13 protein-coding genes are annotated in these 13,252 nt (G+C 62.8%); 7 read left to right on the top strand and 6 right to left on the bottom strand.

The genetic code is table 11. The annotated features are described in order from the left end of the window. Positions 1-50: 50 nt before the first annotated feature. Entirely contained in the window at positions 51-1,817 is a 1,767-nt protein-coding gene (locus tag ACP7EG_RS18020) for a glutamine--tRNA ligase/YqeY domain fusion protein (RefSeq protein ID WP_426088718.1), read from the bottom strand. Positions 1,818-1,978: 161 nt separating this feature from the next. Between ACP7EG_RS18020 and ACP7EG_RS18015 the strand changes: the two genes are divergently transcribed. From ACP7EG_RS18015 to ACP7EG_RS18000, 4 genes are all read left to right on the top strand, one after another. Further along, positions 1,979-2,272 carry a DnaJ domain-containing protein gene (locus tag ACP7EG_RS18015; protein WP_096234166.1) on the top strand — a complete coding sequence of 98 codons (294 nt, stop codon included), beginning with the start codon at positions 1,979-1,981 and terminating at the stop codon, positions 2,270-2,272. A gap of 105 nt (positions 2,273-2,377) precedes the next feature. Beyond that, on the top strand, positions 2,378-2,890 hold the full coding sequence (locus ACP7EG_RS18010; RefSeq protein WP_219133177.1) for a hypothetical protein: 513 nt from the start codon (positions 2,378-2,380) through the stop codon (positions 2,888-2,890). Then, entirely contained in the window at positions 2,880-3,671 is a 792-nt protein-coding gene (locus ACP7EG_RS18005) for a hypothetical protein (RefSeq protein WP_096234168.1), read from the top strand. Before ACP7EG_RS18010 ends, ACP7EG_RS18005 begins: the two co-directional genes overlap by 11 nt. A 19-nt stretch (positions 3,672-3,690) precedes the next feature. Beyond that, positions 3,691-4,563, top strand: coding sequence for a hypothetical protein (locus ACP7EG_RS18000; protein ID WP_426088717.1), 873 nt, complete (start codon positions 3,691-3,693; stop codon positions 4,561-4,563). 46 nt (positions 4,564-4,609) lie between these two features. Here ACP7EG_RS18000 and ACP7EG_RS17995 read toward each other — a convergent pair whose 3' ends face one another. Further along, positions 4,610-5,512, bottom strand: a complete 903-nt coding sequence (locus ACP7EG_RS17995; protein ID WP_426088716.1) for a LysR family transcriptional regulator — start codon at positions 5,510-5,512, stop codon at positions 4,610-4,612. Between the two features lie 108 nt (positions 5,513-5,620). Between ACP7EG_RS17995 and ACP7EG_RS17990 the strand changes: the two genes are divergently transcribed. Next, on the top strand, positions 5,621-6,904 hold the full coding sequence (locus ACP7EG_RS17990) for an MFS transporter (RefSeq protein WP_426088715.1): 1,284 nt from the start codon (positions 5,621-5,623) through the stop codon (positions 6,902-6,904). Between the two features lie 4 nt (positions 6,905-6,908). Here ACP7EG_RS17990 and ACP7EG_RS17985 read toward each other — a convergent pair whose 3' ends face one another. Continuing rightward, entirely contained in the window at positions 6,909-7,547 is a 639-nt protein-coding gene (locus ACP7EG_RS17985; RefSeq protein WP_426088714.1) for a hypothetical protein, read from the bottom strand. Between the two features lie 173 nt (positions 7,548-7,720). On the opposite strand from ACP7EG_RS17985, the gene ACP7EG_RS17980 reads away from it, so the two are divergent. Further along, the gene (locus ACP7EG_RS17980) at positions 7,721-8,047 is read left to right on the top strand and encodes a hypothetical protein (protein WP_426088713.1); all 327 of its coding nucleotides are present in this window, start codon (positions 7,721-7,723) and stop codon (positions 8,045-8,047) included. 1 nt (position 8,048) lies between these two features. On the opposite strand, the gene ACP7EG_RS17975 is transcribed toward ACP7EG_RS17980, so the two are convergent. Both ACP7EG_RS17975 and ACP7EG_RS17970 read right to left on the bottom strand, forming a co-directional pair. Further along, positions 8,049-8,921: a LytR/AlgR family response regulator transcription factor gene (locus tag ACP7EG_RS17975; RefSeq protein WP_426088712.1), complete on the bottom strand. Its 873-nt coding sequence runs from the start codon at positions 8,919-8,921 to the stop codon at positions 8,049-8,051. Then, a complete protein-coding gene (locus ACP7EG_RS17970; protein ID WP_426088711.1) occupies positions 8,918-10,021 on the bottom strand; it encodes a sensor histidine kinase in 1,104 nt (367 codons plus the stop codon). Before ACP7EG_RS17970 ends, ACP7EG_RS17975 begins: the two co-directional genes overlap by 4 nt. A 198-nt stretch (positions 10,022-10,219) precedes the next feature. Between ACP7EG_RS17970 and ugpQ the strand changes: the two genes are divergently transcribed. Next, complete coding sequence (ugpQ, locus tag ACP7EG_RS17965; RefSeq protein ID WP_426088710.1) at positions 10,220-10,963, top strand: glycerophosphodiester phosphodiesterase; 744 nt, start codon at positions 10,220-10,222, stop codon at positions 10,961-10,963. A 107-nt stretch (positions 10,964-11,070) separates the two neighbouring features. Here ugpQ and ACP7EG_RS17960 read toward each other — a convergent pair whose 3' ends face one another. Next, positions 11,071-13,122 carry a TonB-dependent receptor domain-containing protein gene (locus tag ACP7EG_RS17960; protein WP_426088709.1) on the bottom strand — a complete coding sequence of 684 codons (2,052 nt, stop codon included), beginning with the start codon at positions 13,120-13,122 and terminating at the stop codon, positions 11,071-11,073. Positions 13,123-13,252 lie beyond the last annotated feature (130 nt).

The raw sequence follows: 13,252 nt of genomic DNA, 5'->3' as shown, positions 1-13,252 counted from the left end.
GAACGAAAAAAAACCGCCGCAGCGGTTTTTTTTGTGGCTCGTCCGGCGCCTTACTTGGCGGGCTGCCAGCTGTCTTTCAGGGTGACGATGCGGTTGAAGACGGGCTTGCCCGGCTGGCTGTCGACGCGGTCGGCCGCGAAATAGCCGTGGCGCTCGAACTGGAAGCGCTGTTCCGGCTGAGCCAGTTCCGCGCCCGGTTCCAGCCACGCTTGCACCACTTCCTTGGCCAGCGGGTTCAGGGCCAGCTTGAAGTCCTTGCCGCCCGCGTCCGGCTGCGGGTCTGTAAACAGGCGGTCGTACAGGCGTACTTCGGCGGGAATCGCCGTCGGCGCGCTGACCCAGTGCATATTGCCCTTGACCTTGTAGGTCGAGCTGCCTTCGGTGCCCGACTTGCTGTCTTCAAAGTAATTGCAATGCACGGCGATGACCTTGCCGTTTTCATCCTTGTCGTAGCCCGTGCACTCGACCACGTAGCCATAGCGCAGGCGCACGCGGCTGCCCGGCTTGTCGTCGATCGGTGGATACAGGCGGAAGTAACCCTTGTTCGGCACTTCCATGAAGTCGTCTTCCTCGATCCACAGCTCGCGCGAGATGGGGAAGGTGCGCAAGCCCCGTTCCGGGAAGTGCGGGTGCACGGGCGCCGTGCATTCCACGCTGTCGTTTTCAGGGAAATTGTCGATGATCAATTTCAACGGACGCAGCACGGCCACCGTGCGGGGCGCCTTCGGGTCCAGGTCTTCGCGCAAACAGCCTTCCAGCACGCTGTAGTCGATCCAGCCGTCGGACTTGGTCACGCCCGTGCGTTCGCACATCAATTGAATCGCTTCCGGCGTGTAGCCGCGGCGGCGCATGCCCACCAGGGTCGGCATGCGGGGGTCGTCCCAGCCGTCGACGATTTTTTCTTCGACCAGCTGGCGCAGCTTGCGCTTGCTGGTGACGATGTAGGTCAGGTTCAGGCGCGAGAATTCGAACTGGCGCGGCACCGGTTGCTGGAAGAAGCCGCCGGCCGACAGCGTTTCCAGCAGCCAGTCGTAGAACGGGCGGTGGTCCTGGAATTCCAGCGTGCAGATCGAATGCGTGATGTTTTCCAGCGCGTCCGAGATCGGGTGCGTGTAGTCGTACATCGGATAGATGCACCAGGCGTCGCCCGTGCGATGGTGATGTGCATGGCGGATGCGGTAGATGGCCGGGTCGCGCAAGTTCATGTTCGGCGAACGCATGGCATCTTCGTTCATTTTCGCGCGCAGGATGTGCTCGCCATCCTTGAATGCGCCCGCCTTCATGGCGCGGAACAGGGCCAGCGATTCGTCGCGCGGACGGTTGCGGAACGGCGAATTCTTGCCGGCCTGGCCGAAATTGCCCCGGTTGGCGGCCATGTCTTCGGCGCTCTGGCTGTCCACATAGGCAAAGCCGGCCGTGATCAGGTACTCGGCCATCGCGTACAGCTGGTCGAAATAGTCGCTCGCGTAGTGCAGGTGGCTCTGGCCATCGGCATGCTTCGGTTCCCAGTCAAAGCCCAGCCATTTCACGCTGTCCATGATGGTGTCGACGTATTCCTGCTCTTCCTTCGCCGGATTGGTGTCGTCGAAGCGCAGGTTGCACTGGCCGGCGTAATCGCGCGCCAGGCCGAAGTTGACGCAGATCGACTTGGCGTGGCCCACATGCAGGTAGCCGTTCGGCTCCGGCGGGAAACGCGTGATCACCTGGGGCAGGCCGGGACGCACGTGGGCGCCGGCAGCCAGGTCGGCTTCGATGATGTTACGCAAGAAATTGGGCGCCAGCGCTGGCGCGGCGGTATTCGGTTTATCGTTGCTCATTGATCAATGCGGAAGAGTGACAGTAAAAAGCATTTTACCGTACCGCAAGCGCTTTATAAGCACGTATTTGCCTCCATATCCAGCATGCAAGCGACGCGGGCGCCGTTCTATAGGATAATCTGCCTTTAATTAGCAAACAAAACGTGACCCCGGAGCCATTTATGGAAAATTTATATAACGTCCTCGGTGTCGCGCCCAATGCCAGCGACGATGAAATCAAGAAGGTTTACCGTTCGCTGGCCATGCGCTTCCACCCCGACCGCAACCAGGCCCCCGGCGCCGAGGCGCGCTTCAAGAGCGTCACCAAAGCGTATGAAATCCTGGCCGACCCGGTCAAGCGCGCCGAATACGACCAGAGCGTGAACCACCGCATCATCATCGATCCGGAAGCGGAAGCGTATGCCCTGTGGTGCGGCGTGTTCCGCCTGCATGGCACAGTACTGCCAGCAGACTAAGCCTGCTGGCGGTCGCCCGGCCAGCCTGAATGATTTGAAAAACAACAAACAATGGTGCTTTTACTTTTATGTAAAAGTACCCAGCATTACATTGGAAAGCACAGCATGAGAAGAGTACACCCTGAATTCGCGTACCAGTCGCGCGAGCTGGAAGGCCAGATCGATGGCATCCTCGGCGACCCGCCAAACCGCAAGAACTATAAAAGCATGGTCGACGCGCTGGTGAGCGAGTACGCCAGCGGCGGCGGCATCGAAGACGTGAACATGCTGGCCTTCGCGCTGGTCGACCACATCACTTTCAGCGACCCGAAAGGCTTGCTGGCCGAAAGCGAAGACTACGAGTTCGGCGACCCGGCCCGCGTGTTTTCCATGGCCGCCTGCGCCGCGCCGGAAGCGGCAAAGATGTACGCCGCCATCGAAGAGAGCTTCCCCGACCTGGCGCGCCAGGCCATCATCACGGCCTTTTTGCACAAGAACCCGCGCCTGTGGGACGACGACGACCAGTCGCTCGACCAGCTGGCGGCCAATGACGACGGCGACGACGAGATGGATGACGACGAAGCCACCGATGATTTCGCCCAGATGTTTGACCAGGATGGAGACGACCATGGCCGATAACAAGGATGAACAAAAAAGCAACCTGCCCGCGCTGACCAAGCAGGTCATGGAATTGGTGCTGTCCGGTTCGCTGGGCCACGCCGAGCAGGCGTTTGCGGATGCTGCCGACCAGTACGGCGATCTGGCCGTGGTGGAAGTGCTCAATGCCATCCCGCCGCAAGTGACGGCCCTGCACCTGGCCGGCTTTGACGGCGGCAAGATGTCGCTGGCCACCTTGCTGGTGCCGCCGAAGGCGTGGGCTGACAGCCTGGCTTTCATCGCCGCCACCTGGAGCGACGACCAGATCGAAGATGATCCGGAACGCATCGCCGAATCGCTGTTCGCGCACATCCACGGCGTGGTGTTTTCCACCGACGACGCCGAGCGCCGCCGCGAGCTGCTGCTCGAAGCGTCCGCCACCGACTGGGGCGCCACCGCGTTCGCCATCCTGTTCTCGATGGCGCCGAAGGAAATCCTCGAAGTGGCGGGCGAAATCGTCATCAAGGGACCGTACGTGACGGGCGTGACCTCGTCCGACAACGACATCGTGCCGCTGGCCATCGAGCTGGCGCAAGCCAATGAAGACGGCTGGGACCGCTCGCTTTTCGAACTGTTCCCCGACTTCCGCCACAGCGCCGACCTGGCCGATGCCGAATATTCGGACGACCCGGACGAAGAACCGACCATGTTGCAGCGCAGTACCAAGGAATTGCTGTACCGCCTGCGCAAGCAAGTGCCGAGCACGCGCAGCGCGCCGCGTTCCAGTACGCGCCGCAGCCTGGGCACCGGCATTTTCTCGTAATGAAAGCAGGGAACGTCTAATGCTGCCAGCAATTGTTGTAGAAAATCTTCCGCGCCTAGTGCGCGCCATCAAGCTGTTGCCGAACGACCCGCGCGAGGATGCGGCGCTGGACCTGGCCGACGAATTGACGGGCATCACGGCCATGGTGGCCGAGAAGTTCACGAATGAACGCACGGCCGACGGCATCCAGAAAGCGCTGTTCCTGACGGTGGGCGGTGTCTCGCTGGGCCTGGAGCAGGCCGTCACGCATGAAGGCGACCAGGCCGCCCTCGATTTCCTCGTCGAGCACGGCGCCGAGCACGCATTCCAGGTGGGCTTTCGCCTGATCAAGGAATTGTCGCAGCTGCCGGAAGACGCCCTGGTCGGTGAATACGACCAGGACCCCGTCTACCTGCAGCGCCGTTTGCGCGAGCTGTTCATCGATATTTGCCAGGCCGACCCGAACCAGAACTGGGCCGGCTATGAAAAGTATGCGGTGCAGTTGCAACAGCGCAAGGAAGTGCAAGCCGTCGTGCGTCTGGCCAGCTGGCTGCGCCGCCACCATGACAATGGCCCCGTCAGCGACAGCGACCTGAATGCCGAGGGTGTGATTGCCGTGGCCATCATCTTCGCCATCGAAGGCGGCGGACGCATCATGGCGCGTACGGGGCAAAAGGAGTTTGAACGCTTCGTGCGTTCCGTGCGCAAGAACAAGCCCGACTTCGAGGAAGGCTGGGCCGCCCTGGTGGCCAAGGTGCCCGTGCAGCATCACCCGGTGCTGCTCGAGCGTATCGAATCCTACCGCCGCAGCTGCACCGTGGTGCATAAAATCCTCACGCGGGCCAGCATGAAGAGCCTGTTCGAGGACCTGGAAAACTACGCGGGTTCGGAGCTGGATGCGGATTATTCGTGACCGCTGGTGTCGGATTACGCGGCGGCTTTGCCACCGCTAATCCGACCTACGCTCCCCCTTCCAGCGCCGCTGCCTCGGCCAGTTTGACGAATGCCGCCACCAGCGGCGACGTCTCTTCTTCCCTTTGTGCCAGTAACAAACTGGTGGTCGCCTGCGGGTCGGCGATGGGGCGGTAGCACACGCCATCCATGCGGATGCGGTCGAACGAGGCGGGCAGCACGGAAATGCCGCAGCCGGCCGCCACCAGGCCGATGATGGTCGACGCTTCGCCCGCTTCCTGCGTCACCTGGGGCACGAAGCCGGCCGCCTTGCACAGGCGGAAGATCTGCGGATAAATCCCCGTGCCCGCATCCTTGGGGTACATCACAAAACCTTCGCCCGCCATATCGGCAATGGCAATCGCCTGTTTTGCCGCCAGCGCGTGGGCGACAGGTAGCACGAGGAACAGCGGGTCTTGCCGCAATTGCGTCAGGCGGATGTCGTCCGGATACGTCGTTTCCGGCGGGCGTACGAAACCCAGGTCCATCGTCCTGCCCGAGATCGCTTCCAGCTGATGCAATGTGGCCATTTCATGCAAGGTCAGGGTGACGTGCGGGAATTGCTGGCGGTAGCGGTTGATGACGGTCGCGAAATACGGCGTAAACGGCGTGGAAAACGTGAAGCCGATGCGCAATTCGCCCGCTTCGCCCCGCTGTGCCCGGCGCGCCGTGACGGCCGCCTGTTCCGACAGGGCCAGTATGCGCCGCGCATCGTCGAGGAACAGCGCGCCCGCCTGCGTCAGGCGCACGGAGCGCTTGTTGCGCTCGAACAACTGCGCACCCAGTTCCGCTTCCAGCGCCTGGATTTGCTGGCTCAGCGGCGGCTGGCCGATGTGCAGGCGCTCGGCCGCGCGCGTGAAGTGCAGTTCCTCGGCGACGGCGACAAAGTAACGCAGGTGGCGCAGTTCCATGTTCGTCCAGTAATCGTTTTAAAGTATGAGTTGGGCCTTAAATATATATTGGACGATATGAGTTGGCAATCCTAACATGCAGATTCGCTTCTCTTTTGAAACACGGCCATGTCTGATTCATCGCTCGCTTATGCCTCTGCCGCCACCCCGGGGCTTTCTCCTGTTGCTCCCGCCGCTCCCGCTCCCCGCACGGCCATCGCCAAGGGGTCCATCGAATTCAAGCGCAGCAACCGCGCCCTGTTCTTCGGCGGCTTTTCCACCTTCAGCTTGCTGTACTGCATCCAGCCCCTGTTCCCGCTGCTGTCGCACCAATTCCATTTGACGCCGGCGCAAAGCAGCTGGTCCCTGTCCGTGTCGAGCGGCTTGCTGGCCATTTCCTTGGTGCTGCTGAGCGCCGTCTCGGACAGAGTGGGACGCAAGCCCTTGATGGTGGCGTCGATGTTTTCCGCCGCCATATTGACGATTTTGTCCGCCTTCGCGCAGGATTACGCGCAGCTGCTGGCGATCCGCGCCGCGCTGGGCGTGGCCCTGGGCGGCATGCCGGCCGTGGCCATGGCTTACCTGGGCGAGGAAATCGAGGGCCCGTCCTTGGGCCTGTCGATGGGGCTGTATATTGCCGGCAGCGCGTTTGGCGGCATGTCGGGGCGCCTGATCGCTTCGATGCTCAGCGATTTCCTCTCGTGGCGCTGGGCCCTGGGCGTGCTGGGCGTGGCCGGCGTGCTGGCGGCGGCGGAATTCTGGCGCAGCCTGCCCGCATCGAAAAATTTCGTGCCCAGTACCCGTGGCTGGAATGCCTTGCCGCACGCGATAAAACAGCATTTTTCCGACCGGGGCTTGCCTTGGCTGTTCTGCCTGGCTTTCGTGCTGATGGGCTGTTTTGTCAGCCTGTATAACTACATCGGCTACCGCCTGCTGGCCGCGCCGTTCAATTTGCGCCAGAGCACGGTCGGCTTGCTGGCCTTTTTGTACCTGATCGGCATCTTCAGTTCCGTCTGGGCGGGCCGCCTGGTGGACCGGCTGGGGCGTCGCGGCGTGCTGTGGATCATGCTGTTGCTGATGCTGTCCGGTATTTTATTGACCCTGTTCGACTCGCTGCCGCTGATCGTCATCGGCATGGCGCTGGCCACCTTCGGCTTCTTTGCCTCGCATTCGATCGCCAGCAGCTGGGTCAGCCGCCGCGCGCGCGCGCCGCAGGCGCTGGCTTCGGCCTTCTATCTGCTGTTCTATTACCTGGGATCGAGCCTGATCGGTTCCGCCTCGGGCATGATGTGGGGCTTCGATGGCTGGACGGGCGTCATCATCATGCTGGGCCTGTGCCTGGGCGGCGGCGTGCTGATCGCCTTGCGCTTGCGCCATCTGCAACCGCTGGGCGCGCGCGAAGCGGTGGGTTGAGCGGCTATTTGGGGCAGTTGCCGATCATCGTTTCCCCATTCCTGCCTGCGCCCGTGGTCACGCACAAGGTGCCCAGCGCGCTGGTGATTTTGTAGGTGCGGCTGCCCTTGGCCGCATTCGCGCCCACTTCCTCGATTTTTGACGCTTCATACCATTTCGGCGGCACGGCCGCGTAGGCCTCGGCAAAGCCTTGCTGCATACGCTTGAAGCCCGTGTCGTCCAGTTTTTGCTCGCCGCGCTGCGGGAATTCCTTGCGTAAATCCTTGTCGATCTTGCCCACGTCGCGCTTGGCTTGCGCCAGGATCTCGGCCGCGCTGGGCGCTGGCGTCACCGTGATCGCTTCCGGCGTAGCCGGCGCTGGCACCTGCTCGACGGTGGGGGCGGGCAAGGGGCGGCTGACGGGCGCCGCCATTGGCTGGCGCGGCGGGCGCGCGGCGGCCGGTTTGATGCTTGGCAACGGCAGGGGCTTGGGCGGCGCCGGGAGCGTGTGGCGCAGCCAGCTGATGGCCGGACCTTGCGGCAGGTTCTCGTCAGAGGCAAGGCGGGGCCGCGACTGCACGATGACATAGGCCAGTCCCGCGTGCAGCAGGACGATCAGCAGCAGGCCGGGCGCGCGGCGGGGCAGAGGTGGCAAAGAGGTCATGGAGGGCATGGTGGTTCAGGTACGCCAATGTATCTGAGGTATTTGATTATTATCTAAAATGTCACAAGCGCTTACAAAAAAGTGCCTCATGGAAATTTCAATGCCTTGGCGGGCGGTGGGGAACCTTGGATCGGCCTGACGATCCAACTGCAGATAGCATGGGAGGACATATCATGATGCAGGTAAAGGAAGTGGCACGGCGCTTTGGCGCCATCGAACACGCGATCGGCCAGGCGGCCCAGCTGTGCGGCAAACAGCAGGGCATGCCCATGGACTTGAAGGATTGCATCAACCAGCTGGAGCAGCAAAAGAGCGCCGTGCGGCAAGCCATCGACACGCAAGACGATGCGCGCATCCGCCAGGCGGTCGACCAGATGGAATCGCTGGGCGACCGCGCCAAGCGGGCCTGCGGCACGGCGTCCAGCGTGACGCCGGAAATGAAGAGCGCCGTGCTCAAGGTGCACGATGAATTGTCGGACCTGAAACACCAAATGCACTAGCTTACATCTGGCGGAACAGATGGGCATATAGCGGACTGACGCGCAGCTGTGCCGGGTGCTGGCGCAGGGTCAGCGACAGCTTGCCCGCGTCGTCGCGCACGGCCGTGGCGATGGCGCTGGCATTGACGATGGTGCCCCGGTGAATTTGCCAGAATTGTTGCGGGTCCAGCTGTGGCAGCAACTCCTTCAGACTAGTGCGTATCAGCGCTTCGCTGTCCTGGCACACGACGTTGATGTATTTGTCCAGCGCTTCGAAATACACGACGTCGGCCAACGCGATCATGCGCACGCTGTTGCCGACGGCCGCCCGTATCATTTGCAGGCGCGGCGCGGGCGGCAGCATGGCTTGCAGCTGGCTCAACAGTCGGGCCAGGTTGTCATCGCTGGCGGACGCTGTTGTTTCCGTCGTCGCCAAGGGTGCTGTCGTGGTGGATGCCGCTGGCGTTGCTGTTGTTGTACCGTTGCCGTTGCCAACGCTGCTGTCGCGCAAGCGCTGCTGCAGGCGTTCCACCGTCTTTCCCAGGCGTGCATCGTTGACGGGTTTTAATACGTAATCGGCGGCCGCGTGCTCGAAGGCGGCCAGCGCGTATTCATCGTAGGCCGTGACGAACACGATGTGGGGGAAAGGCACGCCGTCGGGCCACTGTTCTGCTAATTCCTCGGCCGCTTCCAGGCCCGTCTTGCCTGGCATCTTGATGTCGAGAAAGAGGATGTCGGGCTGCAGTGCCAGGCCTTGCCGCAAGGCTTCCACGCCGTTGGCGCAGGTGGCGACAATGTCGAGTTCCGGCCACAGCCGTTGCAAGGCGTGCGCGAGGGCGGCGGCAAGGATGGGTTCGTCTTCGGCGATCAGGGCGCGCGGGGTGTGGTGGCTCATGCGAGGGGACTCGTGATGGTGGGTGGAAGGGGGAGTGTCAGGCGGGCGATCGCGCCTGCCGGATGGTTGGCGGCCAGCGACAGGCTGGCGGCATCGCCATGCATGCCGCGCAGGCGTTCGCGGATATTCGCCACGCCCAGATGCGTGCCCTTGGTCTGGCCCGGATGATCGAGGCCCAGGCCATCGTCAGCAACCGTCAGGATCAGCACGCCGTCGTCAGTGGACGCCTGCACGTGGATATGGCCGCCTTCGATCTTTGCTTCCAGGCCATGCTGGATGGCGTTTTCCACCAGCGGCTGCAGTAGCATGGGAGGCACTTTGATATCGCGCAAGGCCTCGGGCAAGTCCAGCGTAAAGCACAGGCGCGCGCCCATGCGGGTGGACATCAGGCCCAGGTAGGCTTGCATCAAGGAAAACTCCTGTTTCAGGGTGGTGGACCCGGCGCGCGAGGAAGAGAGGGTGGCGCGCAAATACTGGATCAATTGATCGAGCAGCAGCTGGGCGCGCTCCGGATCAAAGCTGATCAGGCCCTGCAGATTGGCCAGCGTGTTGAACAGCATGTGCGGTTCGATCTGCGCCTGCAGCAGCTGCAGTTGCGCTTGCATGGCCTGGCGCGCCACGGATTCGGCGCGGGCCTTTTCCTGGGCCGCCTCCATTTGCAGGCGCGCAATCTTTTCGCGGCTGCCAAAGAACAGGATGGCCGCTCCTGCCGCCGCCAAGGTGAACACCGTCATGCCGACATTGCGTGGCGACATGGAAACGGGCGCGGGAACGTCGATATTGGCCAGCCAGCCGAACAGCATGGTGCCGGCCACCTGCGCCACGGCGGCACTGACGATGACGAGGATGCTGAACGGCAGCAACGGGGCGCGCCGCTGTTCGCCCCACCATGCCAGGCGGATGCCGTCGATGAGCAGGAAGACGATGCCGCCGATGCACATGGACGCAAGCAGGTTGAGCCAGAAGCTTTGCCCGCCGCTCAGCACGAAAGTGACGAAGAGGGCGCACAGCACATTGAGCAGCAGCGCATAACGGGCATCGGCCAGCAGGCGCCGGTAGGGAAAGCCCGTCTTGCGGGGGGCTGCGTCGGTAGTGTGCATGCGGGACTGCTTTCAGGTGGGCGCTCGGGTTGGCAATGCGGCAATTATGGGCGGCTCTGCACGCGGGCGCAACGCGGTTGCGACGAAACCGTGCGGATGTGGCGCCAATCGCCTGATCGTGTCCTTTACACAGTGGCGCTTGCGCGCGATGATGGCACGACGTCTTGATCGACAACCTCATCACGATAAAGGAACAGCATGTGGCCCTACCCACGCACCCTGGCGCACCGCGGCGGCGGTACCCTGGCGCCTGAAAACACCCTGGCCGCCCTGCGCTGCGGCCTGGCCTACGGCTACCGTGCCGTGGAGTTCGACGTCATGCTGGCGTCCGACGGCGTGCCCGTCGTCGTGCACGACCCGGAACTGGGCCGCACGGTGGCCGGCAGCGGCCATGTCAACGATTACACGGCCGCGCAGCTGGGCGCCATGGAAGCGGGCGCCTGGTTCGGCCCGCAGTTCGCGGGCGAAGGCGTTCCCACGTTTGACGCCGTGGTGGCGTATTGCAAGGCGCAGCGCATCTGGATGAATGTCGAAATCAAGCCGGCACCCGGCGTTGACGTGGCCACGGGCGCGGCGGTGGCGCGGGCCACGCGCGATTATTTCGCGAAGGAAATTGCTGCAGGAGAGTTATTGCCGCTGCTATCGTCGTTCAGCATCGCCGCACTGGAAGCGGCACGCCAGGCGGCGCCGGAACTGGCGCGCGGCTGGCTGGTCGAAGCGATACCATCTGATTGGGCGCAAAAGTCAAAGGAGCTGGACGTGGCGGCGATTCATTGCGACCATCAGCAGCTGACGCCGGAACTGGCGCGAGAGGTAAAGGCGGCAGGATACGGGCTGTTCTGCTACACCGTCAACACCCCGGAACGGGCCAGCGAGCTGCTGGCCTGGGGCGTGGATGGGTTTTGTACGGACAGGATAGATATTATTCCATCCATGGCGTAGGTCGGATTAGCGGGGCAAAGCCCCGCGTAATCCGACAACATTGTTGACGTTATTGGTGTTGTCGGCTTACGCGCTTGCGCGCTAAGCCGACCAACGTTTCAAACAGCTTAGAAAGTCACGCGCATGCCGACCGTGACATTGCGCCCCATCAAAGGCGCCGCGTTCTTGATGAACGAAGTATGGCTGTACGCCAGTTCATTCGTCAGGTTGTTCGCCTTGATGTAGAACTGGGCCGGCGTGGTGCCGATGCGCGTGTCGTAGTTGGCGGAGAGGTTCAGCATGTTGTAGCCCGGGGTTGCCGTTTCAAACACTGCCACTTTATCCTGCTTGCCCACGCGGTAGAACTCGGCCACGCCGCTCCACGCTTGCCAGTTGGCGTCAAGCTTCACGCCGACGCGCTGGGCGGGGATGCGCGGTAAATTGCCGCCACCGTCGGCCAGCTTGGCCCTGACGTAATCGCCGAACACGCTGGCGCCGAACATGGGGTTCAGCTGCTGGCGGATCTGGCCTTCGACGCCCGTGAACGTGGCGTCGCGCTGGGCGTACTGGATCAGCTGGAAGCCTTCGTGGTTGTCCAGCGTGGAGCCGAAGATGTAGTTGTCGACCTTGTTGCGGTAGGCACTGGCCGAGAAGGTCGTGGCGCCCGCATATTTGCGCAAGGTCAAGTCGATATTGTTCGACGTTTCCTTGCTCAGGTTTTGGTTGCCCAGTTCATAGGTGGCCGTGGCCATGTGCACGCCGTGCGCATACAGTTCCTCGGCGCTGGGCAAACGGTGCGTACGGGAAATGGTCGAACCGAGCGAATACTGGGGCGCGAATTTCCACACGGCGCCCAGCGAGACGGACGTGCCCTTGGCGCTGCGGTCTTGCAGGGTGGCGCTGTCGACCGTGATGTTTTGCCATTCGTGGCGCAAGCCAGCCTCGAAGCGCCATTGGTTGAGCTTGTATTCTTCCACCAGGAAAGCTGCGTGTTTCTTGGTCACCGTTGGCGCTACATACGCTTCTTCGCCCAGGGCGGAGAAATCGCGCTTCGACGTTTGCAGGCCCACCACGCCGCGCCAGCCGAAGACGGGATGGTGTTCCATTTCCAGGCGCGCATCGTGGCCCTTGTTCTTGAACGTGGTGGCGATTTCCGTGCCTTCGATTTCGTCGTGCTTGTAGTCGGTGAACGCGGCGCGCAGGCGCAGCTTGGCGAAGCCGGGCACGGGATCGCGCAATTCGCCGCGCACATCCCAGCGCTCGCTTTTCAGCTTCACGTAGGGCACGCTGCCGTGCTCGTGGTCATGTTCCTCTTCAGCACCGTGGTCGTGGCCGTCGTGGCCGCCGCAATGCAGGTGCGTGCCGTGCGGGTGGCAGCTCTCGAATTCATGGTTGTGGCCAGGCAAGCCGTATTCCGCATGCTGGCTGGTGAAGGCCAGGCCCAGGAAGCCGCGTTGACCCACCCAAGATACGCCCACGCTGCCCGTGTCCGTCTTGTTGTAGCTGCCGGCCACTTTGGAGCCGCCTTCCCAGCCGCTGCCGACCTTGTATTCCTTCGCATCGCGCTTGACGCCTTCCGCATGGACAGCGATGTTGCCGGAGCCGCCAGTGACTTCAAAGGCGCCCGCTTTTTCGCGCGCGGCCGAATTGGCGCGCACTTCCGCGCTGCCTTCGACACCTTTCGCTGGCACGCGCGTGGGGATTTTCTTGTCGATCACATTGACCACGCCGCCGACGGCGCCGCCGCCATAGGCCAGCGCGGACGGGCCGCGCAAGACTTCAATCTGTTCCGACAGCATCGGCTCGGCCGCGACAGCATGGTCGGGGCTGATGGTCGAGGCATCCTGCACTTCGGCGCCATCGGACAGCACCTTGACACGCGGGCCATCCATGCCACGGATGATGGGACGACTGGCGCCGGCGCCGAAATGGCTGGAGGTGATGCCGGGCTGTCCCGCCAGGGTCTCGCCCAGGGTCGCAGCTCTTGCCAGCACCAGTGCTTCGCCTTCCAGCACGGTCACTGGCGTGCTCATGTCGTCGCTGCCCAGCGCCAGGGCGCTGGCCGAAACGGTGACGGCAGGCAAGGTGGCTGTTTGCTGCGCCAGGGCGCTGGCAGGGGCGGCAAAGGCCAGCATGATGGCCAGCGCGAGGGGAGTGGGTTGTTGAGGACGGACGGACATGGGCAAAAGTTCCTTTATCGGCTATCGGTGTTTGCGGGGTTTGGGCAGGCGCTTGCCGGATGGGGTGACTGCCCGAAGATGATAATGATAACCCATTATCATTACCGTGTGACAGTTTTTCCGGGCGGTG

The sequence above is a fragment of the Janthinobacterium sp. PSPC1-1 genome, assembly GCF_049897625.1.
Taxonomy (GTDB): domain Bacteria; phylum Pseudomonadota; class Gammaproteobacteria; order Burkholderiales; family Burkholderiaceae_D; genus Janthinobacterium; species Janthinobacterium tructae.
This window is presented reverse-complemented; position numbering and strand designations above follow the sequence as displayed.